General features: G+C 73.7%; 12 protein-coding genes and 2 pseudogenes. 11 read left to right on the top strand and 3 right to left on the bottom strand.

Going from position 1 to position 17,247, the window contains the following annotated elements; translation table 11 throughout:
- Positions 1-3: 3 nt before the first annotated feature.
- Entirely contained in the window at positions 4-885 is an 882-nt protein-coding gene (locus tag OO68_RS18005) for a universal stress protein (RefSeq protein ID WP_033309404.1), read from the bottom strand.
- Positions 886-1,059: 174 nt separating this feature from the next.
- On the opposite strand from OO68_RS18005, the gene OO68_RS18010 reads away from it, so the two are divergent.
- The 4 genes from OO68_RS18010 to OO68_RS18025 all read left to right on the top strand — a co-directional run bounded on the left by OO68_RS18010 (position 1,060) and on the right by OO68_RS18025 (position 7,577).
- Positions 1,060-2,736, top strand: a complete 1,677-nt coding sequence (locus OO68_RS18010; RefSeq protein ID WP_033309405.1) for an NAD(P)/FAD-dependent oxidoreductase — start codon at positions 1,060-1,062, stop codon at positions 2,734-2,736.
- The gene (locus OO68_RS18015) at positions 2,733-4,178 is read left to right on the top strand and encodes an ATP-binding protein (RefSeq protein ID WP_033309406.1); all 1,446 of its coding nucleotides are present in this window, start codon (positions 2,733-2,735) and stop codon (positions 4,176-4,178) included. The genes OO68_RS18010 and OO68_RS18015 overlap by 4 nt, the downstream gene beginning before the upstream one ends.
- On the top strand, positions 4,175-4,528 hold the full coding sequence (locus tag OO68_RS18020) for a UBP-type zinc finger domain-containing protein (protein ID WP_033309407.1): 354 nt from the start codon (positions 4,175-4,177) through the stop codon (positions 4,526-4,528). Before OO68_RS18015 ends, OO68_RS18020 begins: the two co-directional genes overlap by 4 nt.
- Positions 4,529-4,640: 112 nt before the next feature.
- Positions 4,641-7,577: a helix-turn-helix transcriptional regulator gene (locus OO68_RS18025; protein ID WP_033309408.1), complete on the top strand. Its 2,937-nt coding sequence runs from the start codon at positions 4,641-4,643 to the stop codon at positions 7,575-7,577.
- Positions 7,578-7,740: 163 nt separating this feature from the next.
- On the opposite strand, the gene OO68_RS18030 is transcribed toward OO68_RS18025, so the two are convergent.
- Complete coding sequence (locus OO68_RS18030; RefSeq protein WP_033309409.1) at positions 7,741-8,982, bottom strand: SGNH/GDSL hydrolase family protein; 1,242 nt, start codon at positions 8,980-8,982, stop codon at positions 7,741-7,743.
- A gap of 261 nt (positions 8,983-9,243) precedes the next feature.
- Between OO68_RS18030 and OO68_RS48800 the strand changes: the two are divergent.
- From OO68_RS48800 to OO68_RS18060, 7 genes and pseudogenes are all read left to right on the top strand, one after another.
- Positions 9,244-9,375 (top strand): annotated as a pseudogene (locus OO68_RS48800) (CAP domain-containing protein); the annotation flags it as partial.
- Positions 9,376-9,423: 48 nt separating this feature from the next.
- A pseudogene (locus tag OO68_RS47690) lies at positions 9,424-9,588 on the top strand (CAP domain-containing protein); the annotation flags it as partial.
- Positions 9,589-9,654: 66 nt separating this feature from the next.
- Positions 9,655-10,332 (top strand): AIM24 family protein, encoded by a 678-nt coding sequence (locus tag OO68_RS18040; RefSeq protein ID WP_033309411.1) that lies wholly within the window; start codon positions 9,655-9,657, stop codon positions 10,330-10,332.
- Between the two features lie 172 nt (positions 10,333-10,504).
- A complete protein-coding gene (locus OO68_RS18045; protein WP_033309412.1) occupies positions 10,505-11,560 on the top strand; it encodes a tetratricopeptide repeat protein in 1,056 nt (351 codons plus the stop codon).
- Positions 11,557-12,648 carry a polyprenyl synthetase family protein gene (locus tag OO68_RS18050; RefSeq protein WP_106974365.1) on the top strand — a complete coding sequence of 364 codons (1,092 nt, stop codon included), beginning with the start codon at positions 11,557-11,559 and terminating at the stop codon, positions 12,646-12,648. Before OO68_RS18045 ends, OO68_RS18050 begins: the two co-directional genes overlap by 4 nt.
- A 175-nt stretch (positions 12,649-12,823) precedes the next feature.
- A complete protein-coding gene (locus OO68_RS18055) occupies positions 12,824-13,783 on the top strand; it encodes a threonine/serine dehydratase family protein (RefSeq protein ID WP_033309413.1) in 960 nt (319 codons plus the stop codon).
- 335 nt (positions 13,784-14,118) lie between these two features.
- Positions 14,119-15,765, top strand: a complete 1,647-nt coding sequence (locus OO68_RS18060; RefSeq protein ID WP_033309414.1) for a serine/threonine-protein kinase — start codon at positions 14,119-14,121, stop codon at positions 15,763-15,765.
- Here OO68_RS18060 and OO68_RS18065 read toward each other — a convergent pair.
- Positions 15,757-17,208 (bottom strand): serine hydrolase domain-containing protein, encoded by a 1,452-nt coding sequence (locus OO68_RS18065; protein ID WP_033309415.1) that lies wholly within the window; start codon positions 17,206-17,208, stop codon positions 15,757-15,759. The two genes, OO68_RS18060 and OO68_RS18065, sit on opposite strands and share 9 nt — an antisense overlap.
- Positions 17,209-17,247: the final 39 nt, after the last annotated feature.

Raw genomic sequence — 17,247 nt, forward strand, 5'->3', positions numbered from 1 at the left:
CCCTCACGCGTGCGGCACCACCGCCACCGGGCAGTCCGCGTGGTGCAGCATCCCGTGTGCCACCGAGCCGATGCGGGCCCCGACGGCCGTGCGGTGGGCCCGGCGTCCGACGACCATCAGCTGGGCCGTCCCGGCCACCGACAGCAGCACCTGGCTCGCGCTGCCCATCTCCACGTGCTCCTCGACCGGCACGCCGGGGAAGCGCTCCCGCCAGGGCCGGACGGCGGCGGCCAGGCTCTTCTTCTCGTACGGCTCCAGCCCGCCGGCCTCGTCGAGGAGCTTCAGCGAGCCCGGGCTGTAGGCGAAGACGGGCGGCAGGTTCCAGGCCCGGACGACCCGCACGGTCGCCCCGCGCGCGGCGGCCGTCTCGAAGGCGAAGCGCAACGCCTCGGCGCTGTCCTCCGGGTCGCCCTGCTGGCCGACGACGATCTCGCGCCCGGCGGCCTCGGACGAGGGCTGGTCGCCGGCCCGGACGAGCACCACGGGCCGGGTGGCCGCGGCGATCACCTGCTGGCCGACCGAGCCGAGCAGGAAGCCGACGATGCGGCCGTGCCCGCGCGAGCCGAGCACCAGCGTCTCGGCGTCGGCCGCGGCGGCCACCAGGGTGTCGGCCACCGGGCCCTCGATGACATCGGTGGTCACCGCGAGGTCCGGATGCCGTTCGGTGACCGTCCCGACGGCCTCGCTCACCGCGCTGTGCACCCACTCGCCCTGGCTGTCCGCGTCCCCCTCGATCCCCGCTTCCAGCGCCTCCTGCGGCTGGAACCGCCAGGCGTGCACCACGCGCAGCGGCCGGTCGCGCCGTACCGCCTCCCGCGCCGCCCAGGCGAGGGCCGCGAGGCTCTCCTGCGATCCGTCGACCCCTGCGGTGATCGGGCGTGTCATCCCGCTGCCTCCCTAGTCACGATCACTACCTGCTGCCGCCCAGTCTTCACTACGCCCGCCGCCGCCGATCTCCGTATCGGAGCGCTGCGCAGCGATCGAACATACGATGGGCTCAGGTCGGCGCGGTGCTCCGGGGCGCCGCGCCGTGAGTCGACCGCCCGGTGTGGGGGACGTATGGCACAGGCCGCCGATTCGGCGCGGACCGTCATCATGACCGTGGACGACGACCCGGGTGTCTCCCGTGCCGTGGCCCGGGACCTGAGGCGGCGGTACGGCGCGTCGTACCGGATCGTGCGGGCGGAGTCCGGCGCGTCCGCGCTGGACGCGCTGCGGGAGCTGAAGCTGCGCGGCGACCTCGTGGCGGTGATCCTGGCCGACTACCGGATGCCGCAGATGAACGGCATCGAGTTCCTCGAACAGGCCCTGGACGTCTACCCGGGCGCGCGGCGCGTGCTGCTGACCGCGTACGCGGACACGAACGCCGCGATCGACGCGATCAACGTCGTCGATCTCGACCACTACCTGCTGAAGCCGTGGGACCCGCCCGAGGAGAAGCTGTACCCGGTCCTCGACGATCTGCTCCAGGCGTGGCGGTCCAGCGACTTCCGGCCCGTGCCCAGCACCAAGGTCGTGGGGCACCGCTGGTCGTCGCGCTCCTCGGACGTACGGGAGTTCCTGGCCCGCAACCAGGTGCCGTACCGCTGGTACTCCGCCGACGAGCCGGAGGGGCGGCGGCTGCTGGCCGCGGCACGCGAGGACGGGATGCGGCTGCCCGTGGTGATCACACCGGACGGGACACCGCTGGTCGAGCCGGAGGCCGTCGACCTCGCCGCCCGGGTCGGGCTCGCGACGATGCCGACGGCCGACTTCTACGACCTGGTCGTCATCGGCGGCGGCCCGGCCGGACTCGGCGCGGCGGTCTACGGCGCCTCCGAGGGGCTGCGGACGGTCCTGGTGGAACGGTCGGCGACCGGCGGGCAGGCCGGGCAGAGCTCCCGCATCGAGAACTACCTGGGCTTCCCCGACGGCGTGTCGGGAGCACAGCTCACCGACCGGGCGCGGCGGCAGGCGGCGAAGTTCGGCGCCGAGATCCTCACCGCGCGCGAGGTGACGGCCCTGGAGGTCAACGGCGCCGCTCGCATCGTGCGGTTCTCCGACGGCTCGGCGGTCGCCGCGCACAGCGTGATCCTGGCGACCGGCGTGTCCTACCGGCAGCTGGCGGCGCCCGGCTGCGAGGACCTGACCGGCTGCGGGGTGTACTACGGTTCCGCCCTGACGGAGGCCCCCGCCTGCCAGGGGCAGGACGTGTACATCGTGGGCGGTGCCAACTCGGCCGGGCAGGCGGCGATGTACCTGTCCCGGGGCGCCAAGTCGGTGACGCTGCTGGTGCGCGGCGAGTCGCTGGCGGCGTCGATGTCGCACTACCTGATCCAGCAGATCGAGGAGTCGCCCAACATCCGGGTGCGCGCCCGCACGGTCGTCGAGGAGGCGCACGGTGACGGCCGTCTGGAGCGGCTGACCCTGCGGGACGTGGACAGCGGGCAGACCGAACAGGTCGACGCCCAGTGGGTCTTCGTGTTCATCGGCGCGGCCCCGCTGACCGGCTGGCTGGACGGCACGGTGCTGCGGGACGAGCGCGGGTTCATCCTCGCCGGGCCCGACCTGACCGCCGACGGCCGTCCGCCCGAGGGCTGGGAGCTGGACCGGCCGCCGTACCACCTGGAGACCAGTGTGCCCGGCGTGTTCGTGGCGGGCGACGCCCGCTCCGAGTCCGCGAAGCGGGTCGCGTCCGCCGTCGGAGAGGGAGCCATGGCCGTGATGCTCGTCCACCGGTACCTGGAGCAGTCGTGAGCGGGCGGGCGGCGCCGTGCAACCCGCAGGAGATCGGGGCGCTGTTCCTGTTCGAGAAGCTCACGCCCGAGCAGCTCGGCCGGCTGTGCGCCGAGGGGCGCGTGGAGCGGTTCGAGCCCGGGCCCGTGTACACCGAGGGCGAGCCCGCCACCTGCTTCTACGTGATGCTCGAAGGCACGGTGGTGCTGTACCGCCGGGTCGGCGGGGACGACGTGGAGGTGACCCGGACCTCCCAGCGCGGGGTGTACGCGGGGTCGATGCAGGCGTATCTGGGCGACCGGGTGCGGCAGGTCTACAACAACTCCATGCGCGTCACGGAGCCGACGCGGTTCTTCGTGCTGCCCGCCGACACCTTCGCGGGCATCATGCAGGAGTGGTTCCCGATGGCGGTGCATCTGCTGGAGGGGCTGTTCTTCGGTTCGAAGAGCACCCAGCGGGCGATCGGGCAGCGCGAACGGCTGCTGGCGCTGGGCTCGTTGTCCGCCGGTCTGACGCACGAGCTGAACAACCCGGCCGCGGCGGCCGTCCGGGCGACCGCGACGCTGCGCGAGCGGGTCGGCAAGATGCGCCACAAGCTGGCGATCATCGCACAGGGTTCCTACTCCCCCGAGGTCATGGCCAACCTCATCGACATCCAGGAGCGGACGGCCGAACGGGTCGCCAAGGCACCGGTGCTGAGTCCGCTGGAGGCGTCCGACCGCGAGGACGCCGTGACGGACTGGCTGGACGACCAGGGCATCCCGGAGGGCTGGCGGATCGCGCCCACCTTCGTCCAGGCCGGCCTCGACGTGGACTGGCTGGACCAGGTCAAGGCGGCGGTGGACGAGGACATCCTGCCCAGCGCGATCGGCTGGCTCAACTACACCGTCGAGACCGAGCTGCTGATGGACGAGATCAACGACTCGACCGCCCGCATCTCGCACCTCGTGGACGCGGCGAAGCAGTACTCCCAGCTCGACCGGGCGCCCTTCCGCCACGCCGACGTGCACGAACTCCTCGACTCCACCCTGCTGATGCTGTCGGGCAAGATCGGCAAGCGGATCAAGGTCGTCAAGGACTACGACCGTACGCTGCCGGAGGTCCCCGCGTATCCGGCGGAGCTCAACCAGGTGTGGACGAACCTCATCGACAACGCGGTCGCGGCGATGAACAGCGCGGGCGGGGAGGGGACGTTGACGGTGCGGACGGCCTCGGAACACGACCGGCTGCTGGTGGAGTTCCGTGACACCGGCGTCGGCATCCCGGCGGAGGACCGGGGGCGGATCTTCGACCCCTTCTTCACCACCAAGCCGGTGGGTGAGGGGACCGGGCTCGGGCTCGACATCTCCTGGCGGATCGTGGTCAACAAGCACCACGGGAGCATCCAGGTGGAGTCGGAGCCGGGCGACACGCGTTTCCAGGTACTGCTTCCGCTGACAGCGGTCGAGGAGGAGTCGGCATGAGTGCGGAGAACGGAATCGACCCGGGGGCCGCGCCGAGCGGCAGTGGCTGCGCGGAGTGCGACGCGGCGGGCGGGTGGTGGTTCCATCTGCGGCGGTGTGCGCAGTGCGGGCACGTGGGGTGCTGTGACAGTTCGCCGGCGAAGCACGCGACGGGGCATTTCCGGGAGACCGGGCATCCGTTCGTGCAGAGCTTCGAGCCGGGCGAGGACTGGTACTGGAACTACGAGACGAACGAGTTGTACGAGGGCGGGCCCGAGCTGGCAGAGCCGGTGAGTCATCCGGCCGACCAGCCCGCGCCGGGGCCGGCGGGGCGGGTGCCCGGTGACTGGGCGAAGATTCTGCGCGCCTAGGTGACCGAGGCTTTCCGGCCTACGGTGGCCGCGTCTCCTCCGCGGTCGATCGCGCCCGCACGGCGGAGCCGCACCCTGGCAAAGCCCCGCCCCTGAAAAGAAAGTTGGTTCTGTGCAGCAGGCGTCATCGGCCACGCCCGTCGTCGGACGGGATGCCGAACTCACGCGGATCTCCGGTGTCCTGGAGCGGGCGCGAGGCGGTGAGGCGAGGGCCGTGCTGATCGCCGGGGACGCCGGCGTCGGCAAGACCCGCGTGCTCGACGAGGCCGGCGGGCTGGCTGCCGCGACGGGCATGACCGTCGTCACCGGGCACTGTGTGGATCTCGGTGACGTGGGGCTGCCGTATCTGCCGTTCACCGAGATCCTGGGGGCGCTGGCCGCCGACGAACGGTTCTCGGACGCACTGGCCGCGTATCCCGTGGTCGAGCGGCTGCTGGGGGCCGGATCCGATGCCGTGCGGGACGTGGACGGGCGGTTGCGGCTGTTCGAGGGGATGGCGGGCCTGCTGGCCGATGTGGCGGAGGTCGCGCCGCTGTTGCTCGTGCTGGAGGATCTGCACTGGGCCGACCAGTCCTCGCGGGATCTGCTGCGGTTCCTGCTCGGCCGGGGCGTGCTCCGGCACCGGCTCGCCGTCTTCGCCTCGTACCGGACCGACGACCTGCACCGCAGGCATCCGCTGCGACCCCTGCTGGCGGAGCTGATACGGCTGCCCGTCGTCGAGCGGCTGGAGCTGCGGCCGCTGGCCGACCCCGATGTGGACCGGCTGGTGCGCGCCCTGGAGCCGAGGCCGCTGCCGGAGGCGACGGTGCGGCGGATCGTGGAGCGGGCCGAGGGTAACGCGTTCTACGCGGAGGAGTTGCTGGCCGCCACCGACACGGAGTCCGGTGGGGTGCCCAGCGGGCTCGCCGATGTGCTGCTGATCCGTTTCGAGCAGCTGTCCGAGACCGCCCAGCAGGTGCTGCGGACCGCCGCGGTCGCCGGGCGCCGGGTGGATCACGATCTGCTGCGGGAGGCGGCCGGGCTGCCGGAGACGGAGCTGGAGTCGGCGCTGCGGGCGGCGGTGGGGCGGCAACTGCTCGTCTCCGGGGACGACGACACGTACTCCTTCCGGCACGCCCTCGCCCGCGAAGCCGTCTACGCCGATTTGCTGCCCGGGGAGCGGGCGAGGCTGCACGGCGCGTTCGCGCGGCTGCTCGCCGGGCGCGGGAACCGCGCCGAGAGTGCCGCCGAGCGCGCCCACCACTACCGAGAGAGCCACGACCTGGCCGAGGCGCTGGCAGCTTCGCTGGAGGCCGCCGATCACGCCCAGCAGGTCGGCGCGCCGGCCGAGGAGCAGCGGCATCTCGAAACGGCCCTCGATCTGTGGCCGGCCGTCGGAGCCGAGGCCCGTCCGGCGGGCGGGGGTGTCGACCGGGTGACGCTGACCCTGCGGGCCTCCGCGGCGGCCGCGCACGCCGGGGAGCTGCACCGCGCGGTCGCCCTCACCCGGTCCGCGCTGGCGGAGCTCGGCCAGGACGCCGACTCCGAACTCGCCGCCCGGGTCCGCTACACGCTCGCCGGTGACCTGCTGCGGGTGGACAGCCTGACGGCGGCGTTCGCCTACAGCAGCGAAGCCCTGGCGATGATCCCGGAGGACCCTCCTTCACACACGTGGGTGTGGGCGGCGGCCACTCATGTCCTGGCCGCACGGCACGTCGGGGAGAACGAGACCGCGCTGAAGGTGGCCCGCCGGGCCCTGGGGGTGGCGGAGCGGCTTCGGGTGACCGACGCCCAGGCGGACCTGCTGATCTCGCTGGCCGTTTTCGACGGCGAGGGGCGGCGCGGCCCGGAGGGCCGTCAGCGGCTGCTCAAGGCCCGGGAGCTGGCTGGGAGTTCGGGCAACGCGCCCGTCGAGCTGCGTGCCCTGTTCAACCTGGCCATGGGCTGCTACGAGTCCGGTGCGCTGGCGGAGTGCGTGCCCTTCCTGACGGAGGGCCTGGACCGGGCCCGGCGCGCCGGGCTGCTGTCGTCGCCGTATCCGCTGGAGATGCGCTACCTGCGGCTGCTGGTGCTCAACGTGCTGGGCCGCTGGGACGAGTGTGTGCGGGCGGCGGCGGCCGACGCCGAGGTGCTGCCGGCCGCCGGCGGGTACACGATGGGCCCCGCGCTGTTCGTGGCCCTCGCGCGGGGTGACGTCGCGGCGGCCGACCGGGCGCGTGCCCTGCTGGAGGGGCCGTTCGACTGGATGGCCTCCCTGGTGGCGGGCATCGTGCTCACCGAAGCCGCGGCGCTGCGCGGTGATCCGGAGGACGCGGTGCGGTGGATGCGGTCCACGGTCGCGGCTCTCACCGACGAGACGGGCGCCCGTCCCGATGTGACGGTCCGGCTCGCCGCCCTGGCGCTGGCGGCGGTGGCCGACGCGGCCGCGGGGCTGCGGCTGACCGGGGACGAGGCCGGGGCGCGCCGCTGGACGGACACCGCGTCGGACCTGGTGGAACTGGCCCGGGCCACGGCAGCCCGGGGCGAGAACGGCGCCGCCCAGGGCCCTGAGGGGCAGGCGTGGCTGGCGCGTGCCGAGGCGGAGTGGCTCCGGGCCCGGTCGGGGCCGGACGTGGCGGCCTGGGCCGCGGCGGTGACCGCGTTCGGCTACGGCGACGTCTACGAGCGGGCGCGGTGCCGGCTGCGCTACGCCGAGGCCCTGGTGGCGGCCGGGCAGCGCGAGGCGGCCGCCGCCGAGGCCCGCGCGGTCCGGGAGACCGCGGACCTCCTGGGCGCCACGCCCCTGCGGGACCGGGTGGACACCCTGATCCGTCGCGGCCGGCTGTCGGACAGGCCCGGCGGCGACGACGGGGCGGCCGTGCTCACCGCGCGCGAGCAGGACGTGCTGCGGCTGCTCGCGCTGGGCCGCAGCAACCGGCAGATCGGCGAGGAGCTGTTCATCAGCGGCAAGACGGCGAGCGTCCACGTCTCCAACATCCTTGCCAAGCTGGGCGCGTCGAGCCGCGGCGAGGCGGTGGCGATCGCCTACCGCGAGGGCCTGATCGCCCCGGAGCCGTCGGCGTCCGGCTGACGGGCGGGACCGTGAGCCGGGTCGGCGGCCGCCGTGGGTCGTCCGACGCCGCCGACCCGCCGCCCGTGGCCGCCATCCCGGTGCGGGCCGGTCCCGGGCGCGGCGGACCGGTGCGGTGCGGCGGACGTGGGCGGTGTGCCGGGCCGTGCGCCGTGGGGCGGTGTCAGCGAGTTCCGCAGTCGAGGCTCCCGGGGTCGACCGCCTCCGCCATCGCCCGCATCCCCTTGTCGTTGGGGTGCAGGTGGTCGCCGCCGTCGAAGGCGGCGAGCATCCGCTCGGGATCGGCGGGGTCGCGCAGGACGCGGTCGAAATCGGTGACCGCGTCGAACTCGCCGCTGCCGCGGATGAAGGCGTTGACCTGCCGCCGCACCGCTTCCCCGGCGGGGTCCCACTCCTGCCAGCCCTTGTAGGGGGCGATCGTGGCGCCGACGACGCACTTCCCGGCCGCGTGCGCCCGGTCGATCAGCTTGCGGTATCCGGCGATCAGGCCGGCGCCCGTGGCACCGGGCTCGGCCTTGATGTCGTTGACGCCCTGGAAGAGGAAGACCGTGCGAACGCCCGGGAGGGAGAGCGCGTCCCGCTCCATGCGGTTCAGTGCGCTCTGCCCGGGGCCGTCCAGGAGGACCTTGTTCCCGGCGATGCCCGCGTTGGCCACTCCTGCGACCGTGGAGCCGGACGCGGCCAGACGGCGGGCCAGGTGGTCGGGCCAGCGGCGGTTGCGGTCGGTCGTGGACTGCCAGCCGTCGGTGATGGAGTCGCCGAGGGCGGCCACGGCCCCGGTCCCCTCGCGGGGCCGTACCGTGACGGCGTCGAGGTAGAACCAGGAGCCGGTCCTCCGCTTCCAGTTCGCCGCGCCCTCCTCGGCGGCGTGGTCCCCACGCGTGGTGTACGACGTCTGCATCGCCAGCCAGTGCCCGGTGAGCGCGCCGCCCGCCCGGGGCACGTGCAGGCTGACGGCGAGGGTGCGTCCTGCGGGGACGTGGCCGGGCAGCGGGTCGCTGTAGACGATGCCGCCGGCCGGGACGGTGACGGAGTGCGCGCCGTCGAAGGTGAGGCGCCTGTTGCTGCCGGGGACGAGTGCGGCGCCGCGGCGTTGCAGTCCCGCGTGGACGTCGGCGAACGCCACCGGCTGCTCGCCGAAGGCGTTGGACAGCCGCACTCTGAGGTCGCTGCCGCCGACGCTGGTGTGCACCATCAGCCGGTAGCCGCGGTCGTCCGCCGCCTCGCCGACGTCGCCCGCGGAGGCGGCCCAGGTGACCACGCCGCGCCCGGCCGCCGCCGGGGCGCCGGGCGGCGGACTCGGCCGTTCCCCCGGGGGTACCGTGCCGGTCCCGCAGCCCAGGGCGATGCAGGTGGAGAGGGCGGCCAGGGCGGTACGGCCGCGGGGGCGTGCGGTGCGGGGCATCGTCGGCGCTCCTTCGGCCGGTCGGTCCTGTGCGGGCGGTGTCACGGGCGTACGACACGGTAGTGGTGCTCTCGTCGGCGTCCGTGGGGGGTGGTGTCGCCGGGCGTGCCGCGCCGCCGGCGTGGGACGGGGCGAAGCCGCACACCACACATGCGGCCTCGGCCGGGGCGACCGCATCGGAGAGGCCGGCGCGGGAACCCACGTGCCCCTGCGGCCGTTGTCCGGGCAACCGGTCCCGCGCGGGGAGGGCAGGGCGGCACGATGAACGAGTTGGTTCCCGGGGGAAATCTGACCCTCCCCGGAGGTGCGGTGAGCGTCCGGGTGCCCGGTCCGTTCGACGTGTCCGCACTCGTGACGGACGACGGCGGAAAGGTCCGGGACGACGGCGACTTCGTCTTCTACAACCAGCCTTCGGCGCCGGGAGCCGTCCTGCGGGGCGACGAGCTCGCCTGTGGCCAGCGTTCCCCCGCCGACGTCGTGGAGGGCTGGATGAACAGCCCCGGCCACCGGGCCAACATCCTCAGCCCGGTCTTCACCCACATCGGCATCGGTTTCGCCGGGGGCGGCCGGGCGGGCACCTACTGGACCCAGCTCTTCGGCGGCTGACCGCGCTGGGACCCGGCATTCGGCGCGATCTTGGCGGAGGGAGACGCTCCGGGCGAGGATGCCGGTATGAAGGGTGACCTCTTTTCCAGTGAGCACATGGTGCAGCCGGCCGTGGCGCCGGGTATGACGATCGAGAACTCCAAGTGCGTCCGTTACACGGTGAACGGCGAGATGCTCGCCCGGCAGGGCGCGATGATCTCCTACCGGGGCAACCTCCAGTTCGAGCGCAAGGGCCAGGGCGTGGGCGGCATGCTCAAGCGCGCGGTCACGGGTGAGGGGCTGCCGCTGATGGCGGTGCGCGGGCAGGGTGAGGCCTGGTTCGCGCACGAGGCGCAGAACTGCTTCATCGTCGACGTCGAGCCCGGTGACGAGTTCACGGTCAACGGCCGCAACGTCCTGTGTTTCGACGCCACGTTGTCGTACCGCATCGCGACCGTGAAGGGCGCCGGCATCACCGGCGGCGGACTGTTCAACAGCGTCTTCTCCGGGCACGGCAAGCTGGGCCTGGTGTGCGAGGGCAATCCGCTCGTCATCCCCGTCTCGCCGCAGTACCCCGTGTACGTCGACACGGACGCGATCGTCGGCTGGACCGCGGGCCTGCAGACCTCCCTGCACCGCTCCCAGTCCATCGGCTCTATGCTGCGCGGCGGCTCCGGGGAGGCGGTGCAACTGCTGCTCCAGGGCGAGGGCTACGTCGTCGTCCGGCCGAGCGAGGCGACCCCGCAGAAGGCCGGCCAGCACTGAGGGCCCGTCAGGTGATCTGCGCCTCACAGGCAACCCGGTCCGTGCCTCCGACGTCTTGACCGGCAACAGGTGATGCCCTGGCCCTTGTGGCCAGGGCAGCTTTCCACCCCTCTATACACACCATGTATACGCACCGTGCATACATGGTGCGTATACGGACCGAAAGGCAACGATGTACGGCAAGGCATTCGCCCCGGAGTACCAGGGGGCACTCACCACCCTGTCCGTCAACTCCTCACTGACCGACGTCCTGGCCGCCGGTACCGAGCAGTTGAGGGCGGCCGAGCGCGCCGGGCAGCCCGCGGAGGCGGCGCGTTCCGGGCTGGCGGTGGCCGAGGCGCACCGCCGGCTGGGCCGGGTCGAGGACGCGGACCGGGCCTGGAAGGCGAGCTACCGCGCGGCCCGGGAGGCCGGGGACCTCGGGGCGATGGCCTGGGCGCTGTGGAGCGGCGGCACGCTGGCCCGGCAGCGCGGCGCGCTCCCGCTGGCCCGCAGACTGCTCCGGCTGGCGGCCGATCTGGGCGAACAGGGCGGGGACATCGTCGTCCGCGGCTACTCGCTGGCCGGCCTGGCCGAGACCGGCCGCATCCAGGGCGACTACGAGGCCGTCGGCCGGCTGCACGAGCAGTTGCTCGCCGAGGCCCGGCGGCGCGGGGAGGCGCGGCACACGGTGTGGGCGCTGGAGGGCATCGCGCAGATGCACCGCAACACCGGGCGTTACGACACGGCGTACGCGCTGTTCGAGGAAGCCGCCGAGATCGCCGCCCGTGCCGACGACCGACGCGGCCACGCCTGGGCGCTGCGCGGGCTGGCCGATGTGGTGTCGGTGCGCGACGGCGACACCGAGCGGGCGCTGGAGCTGCTGAGCGAGGCGGAGACGACGTGCCGCGCGATGCGGCTGTCCAGTGCGCTCGCCTACAACCACAAGATGCGCGGCAACGTCCTGTACCGGGCGCGGCGTTACGCGCAGGCACGTGAGCTGTACGAGCAGGCGCTCGAAGAGTTCCGGGAGATGCGCGAGCCGCGCGGGGAGGCGCTGTCGCGGCTCGGGCTCGCCAAGTCCCTGGCCCGCCTGGGCCGCGACCGTGACGAGACGGCGGCCGAACTGGCCGACCTCGCCGGTCTGCTGGAGCGCATCGGTCTGCAGCACGCCCGCCGGATGGTGGCCCGGGCACACGACGAGCTCGGCATACCGGCGGCCGCTCGGGCGACGGAGGCGGCACGGTGACGGCGCTGCCGACGACACTGGAGGCGGCCCGCCGGGGCACCGCGACGGCATCGCCACCCACCGCGCAGCGCGATCCGGCGACCGGCGCGGACGTCGCCCTCCGGGTCCTCGACCGCTGCCGCGACCTGGTCCGGCCGGCCCTGGAGGAAGCCGTCGGGCGGCTGCATCCCTGGGTCGGTGAGATGGCCGCGTATTCCCTCGGCTGGTGCGGGGCCGGCGGCGCGCCGGCCGTCGCCTCCGGCGGCAAGGGCGTACGGCAGGCGCTCGCGGTGCTGGGCTCCGAGGCGGCGGGTGCTCCGGAGCGGGCCGGGGTGGCGGCGGCCGTCGCGGTGGAACTGGTGCACACCTTCTCCCTGCTGCACGACGACATCATGGACGGCGACGCGGACCGGCGGGGCCGCCCGACGGTATGGAAGGCCTACGGCACGGGGCCCGCGGTGCTCGCGGGCGACGCCCTGTTCGCCCTGGCCGTCGAGACCCTCGCCGCCCAGCCGCGGGGCGCGCAGGCCGTCCGGACTCTGTCCGCGGCGCTGGGTGACCTGGTGCGCGGACAGGCGGACGACCTCCTGTTCGCCGATCGTCCGTGGACAGGGCCGGAGCGAGTGAGGCCGGACGAATACCGGGCGATGGCCGAGCACAAGACGGGCGCGCTGCTGGGCTGCGCGGCGGCACTGGGTGCCGTGCTCGGGGGTGCCGGCCCCGGGACGGCCGCCGCACTCGACCGGGCGGGCCGGCATCTCGGAGTCGCGTTCCAGATCGTCGACGACGTGCTGGGGATCTGGGGCGATCCCCGGGTCACCGGCAAGCCGGTCCACGGTGATCTGCGCGAGCGGAAGAAGACGTACCCGGTGCTGGTGGCACTCGGTTCCCCGCTGGGCGGCCGCGCCGCCGCGCTCCTGGAGACGGGGGGCGCGCCGGGAACGGCCGCGGCGCTGATCGAGGAAGCGGGCGGCCGTTCGGCGGCGATGACGGAGGCCCGGCGGCACCTCACCGCCGTCGAGACGGCGCTGGCCGGGACACCGTTGGCCACGGGAGCCTCCGAGGACCTGCGGTCGCTGCTCGCCTACCTGGTACGGCGCGACACCTGAACGCCCTGCGGCCGGGCAGGGGTGCCGGGGGTCCGCACACGACCCACCTCGTCCCGCCCCTGCCAGGTCCATCGACGTGCACCCCGCCACCCGCACCGCTTTGACCTTGCCCCTTCCCCCGCGTCAGGGTTCGACACGGCGCGTTCCGCGACCCCGCGCCGGAAGGATGGCCGACATGACCGGGATCTCGGAGATCGAGGCCGTGGCCGGGCGGATCGCCGGGCACGTCGTACGCACCCCGACGGTGGACAGCCCTGGGCTGTCGGAGCTGCTCGGCGCGCCGGTCACCGCCAAGCTCGAACTGCTCCAGCGCACCGGCTCGTTCAAGGTGCGCGGGGCGGTGGCGAAGCTGCTGTCGCTGGGCGCGGCCGATCGGGCCGCCGGGGTGGTGGCGGTCAGCGGCGGCAATCACGGGATCGCCCTGGCGGTCATGGCCGCGGCCCTCGATGTGAAGGCGACGGTGGTGATGCCGCGCTCGGCACCCGCCCGTGCCGTCGAGATCGCGGAGGCGGCCGGCGCGTCGGTGCGGCTGACCGACGACATGGACGGCGCGTTCGCGCTCATGACGCGGCTCCAGCAGGAGGGTCTGACCCTGGTCCACCCCTTCGACGACCCGGTGGTGATCGCCGGGCAGGGCACGGTCGGGCTGGAGTTCGCCGCCGACGCCGGTGAGCTCACCGACATCCTCGTGAGCATCGGGGGCGGCGGTCTGATCGCCGGTGTCGCGGCCGCACTGCGGGCCCGCCGGCCCGGGGTGCGGGTGTGGGGCGTGGAGACCGAGGGCGCGCAGGCCATGTCCGAGGCGCTGGCGGCGGGCGGCCCGCTGCCGGTCGCCCTGTCGTCGATCGTCTCCACCCTCAGCGCCCCGTCCGTGTCGCAGCTGACGTACGACCATGTCTCGGCCCTGGTCACCGAGGTTCTCGTGGTTCCCGACCGGGAGGCCGTGCAGGGCTCCCTCGACCTGGCCGACCACGCCAAGGTGTGGGCCGAACCGGCGGCGGGCTGCCTGCTTCCCGCCGCCCGGCAGGTTTTGGAGCGGGTCGGCGACGGTGCCCGGCTCGGCCTGGTGGTGTGCGGGGGCAACGTGACGACGGGCGACCTGTTCGCCTGGTCGCATCGCTTCGGTCTGCGCTGACGATCCGGCGCCTGTCGGGGAATCCGTCGCGGAATTCATCGGAGGGCTCGGAGTTCAGACGTCGTACACGTTCGCATTTACCGCCGGTTACCACCAGGCCGGGCCGGAATTCGCCAATGAACGGCCAGCCACGGGCGAATTCCTCGCGCCCGTGGCAGCCCGGGCGGCCGAGGTGAACCGCACCCGAGCCCGCGAAAGACCGTTTTCCCTCGCACACTTGATCCCATCTTTTGAACAAAAGACAAGAATGAACACCGAGTTGTGATCCGATTGAACGCGGACGGGCTCACTCCCCGTACTTCTGGAAAAGGTGAGAGCCAGGTTTCCAGCGAGGGATGGCCATGGGCAGGGCGCACGTCTCCACACACCAGTTGGTCGCCGGCCGGTACCGGCTGCTCGAGATCATCCAGCGGGAGACCAACCGCATCTGCTGGTACGCCGAGGACACCGGGACCGGCGAGATCTCCCGCCCGTGCCTCGTGACCCAGGTCGGGCTTCCGGAGGACCCGGGCGGGGCCGAGCGCCGGGCCGCGGCCCGCCTGCTGCGTACGACCGAGAACATGGCGCTGCTGTGCCCCGGCCGCATCGCCACGGTCGTCGACGCCGCGGAGGAGGCCGGCGCCCTGTGGACCGTCAACGAGTGGATCGACGGCACTCCGCTCGGCGAACTCCTCTCGGAGCAGGGCACGTTCAACTACGTGCGGGCGGCGCGGATCGGTCTGGAGCTGCTCGACGTGCTGGACGCCGCGCACGCACAGGGCATCACCCACGGCGAGCTCAGCCCGGGCCAGGTGTTCGTACGCGAGGACCACTCGGCCGTCGTCACCGGCTTCGGCCTGGCCGGCGCGACCCTCGCGCCGCGTCTGACGGCACCGGCGTACGCGTCCCCCGAGCAGGCCCGTGACCAGCGCATCGGACCCGCGGCGGATCTGTGGGCGCTGGGCGCGATCCTGTACACGATGGTCGAGGGGCGCCCGCCGTTCCGGGACCGGGGGCGTCCGGAGAACACCCTGAAGGGCGTGGACCGGCTGCCGCTGCGCACGCCGGTGCGCGCCGGGCCGCTCACCCAGGTCGTGCAGGGGCTGCTCCGCAAGGACTCACGGGAGCGGCTGACCCGCCCGGTCGTGCGGGAGGCGCTGACCCGCGCGCTCAGCGAGGACCCCGAGGCGGCCCTGGCCACGGCGCCGGTCCCGCGGCTGCGCGGCGCCTACGCCGCGATGCTGCCGGGGAGCCCGGTGTGGAGCAGACGGACCATGGTGGCGGGGACGGCCCTGGCCGTCGTCACCGTCGCGGTCGCCGTGCTCGCCGCGACCCAGGGGCTGCCCGGCACGGACGGCGGCAGCGACGCGGCCGAATCACCGGCCCGGCCGCCGGCCTCCGCCGCCACACCGGGCGAGGGCACCGGTGGCGTCAGCCCCGATCCGTCCGGGCCGCCCAGTCCTCCCAAGTCTCCCTCCCCCACTCCCTCGTCCCCGTCCCCCACTCCCACGCCCACACCGTCCGCCCCGGCCACGGCCCTGCCGCCCGGCTTCCAGCGCTACCGAGCGGCGGAGGGTTTCTCCCTCGCACTGCCCGAGGGCTGGAAGCGGCTGGACACCGACCGCGACGGCGCCGCGTACCGGGTCGTCTTCGGCGCCAAGGGGGACGACCGCACGCTGGCCGTCACCTACAGCGAGCAGGCGGGTCCGGACCCCGTGGCCGTGTGGCGGGACGACGTCGAGCCGAACCTCAAGCAGGCCGACGACTACGACCGGATCGGGGCGATCCGCGCGACGACGTACCAGGGCCGCAAGGCCGCCGACATGGAATGGACCGCGGACGTCGACGGCATCCGGGTGCACACCCTCGGCCGGGGTGTCCTGCTGGGCGGCGGCCGGAGTTTCTCGCTGCGCTGGACGACCCCGGACGCCGACTGGGAGGACGCCGCCAACCAGGTGGCGCTGCGCACGTTCTTCAAGACCTTCCGGCCCGGCTCAGCCTGAGCGGCGCGGGGCGCACAGGGCGGTGAGCCGTCCGCCGTGCAGCGGCTGGGTGCGCCAGGACGCGGTGAGCGTCCCGTCGGCGAGGGAGCAGGTCAGTGCCAGACGGTGCGGGGTCTCCAGGAACACCACGTCCACGGCCAGCGTGCCGGCATCGGTCCAGCCGCCGCTCACCGCGGTCGGCACGGGTTTCTCGGCGACCGTCCAGTCCTCCCCCGCAAGACGCAGGGCGAGCCGGTCCGGGTGGTCCGCCCGGTCGCCTTCACCGGTGAGGGTGAGCGTCCAGCCGTCCGCGTCCCGGTCGAGCCCGGCCGACCGGACCGGCCCCGTCTCCGCGGAGCGCGTGAACGCGGCGGCCGTCCAGTCCGGCTCCCGCTCCGGGGGTGCGGGACGGCCCGGGGCGGGCGGCAGCGCGAGCCGGCCGAGGCGCTCCCGCAGCTCCGCGTCGGCGGCGTCGCGGCCGGTCAGCGGCCCGGGGCCGAAGGCGGGCAGCAGATGCTCCCAGACCAGGTTCAAGTACTCCTGCATCCGCTCGGTCGCGGAGGTCGCCGCGATGACCACGTCGTACTCCGGCAGCACCAGGCAGAACTGGCCGTACGCGCCGTCACCCCGGTAGCCGTGCCGGGACGTCCAGAACTGGTAGCCATAGCCCCGGTCCCAGTCCTGCCGGTCCACGTCTCCCATCGCTCCGGCGGTCGGTATGCGGGGGTGCGAGGCCCGGGCCGCCCATCCCTGAGGCAGCAGTCGCTTGCCCTCCCACAGCCCGTCGCGCAGATACAGCTGGCCGAGCCGGGCGACGGCGTCGGTGGTGGCGTGCAGACCGCTGAAGCCGAGCTCGCGGCCGGCGCGGTCGCACCGCCAGGCCGCCTCGCCGATGCCCAGCGGGTCCAGCAGCCGGGGCCGCAGGTACGCGGTGAGCGGCCGGCCGGTCACGCGCTGGACGATCGCGGCGAGCGTGTAGGTGGCGGGCTGGTTGTAGGCGAAGACCGTGCCCGGGTCCCCGTCGGGCGGCAGCTGCAGGAATCCTCGGACGGGCTCGGCGGGGTCCCTCCCGAAGGCCTCGTGGACGGTGTCCCGCCGGTGGCCGCTGGCCATGGACGCCACGTGCCGGACGAGCATGGCCCGGCTGCGCGGATCGGTGATGCCGGCCTCGAACTCGGGGAAGTACGAGATCACCGGCGCGTCGAAGTCGAGCAGTCCCTCGGCCTCGGCCAGGGCGGCCGCGGTCCCGGTGAAGCTCTTGCTGAGCGAGTACAGCAGGTGGAGTCGCTCGGGGGTGTACGGCGCCCACCAGCCGGAGGCCACCAGGCGCCCGTGCCGCATGATCACCAGACTGTGCGGCTCGATCTCGGGGGCGGCTTCGAGGGCGTCGAGGAAGGCGTGGACACCGGAGGCGTCGACACCCTCGGCGGCCGGGCCGGAAGTCGGCAGGGGGGAAGCACTCATGGATGCATCCTGCACCCGTCGGCGACCTTGATCGAGCCG

It is taken from the genome of Streptomyces iakyrus (assembly GCF_000717055.1).
In the GTDB taxonomy this organism is placed as follows: domain Bacteria; phylum Actinomycetota; class Actinomycetes; order Streptomycetales; family Streptomycetaceae; genus Streptomyces; species Streptomyces iakyrus.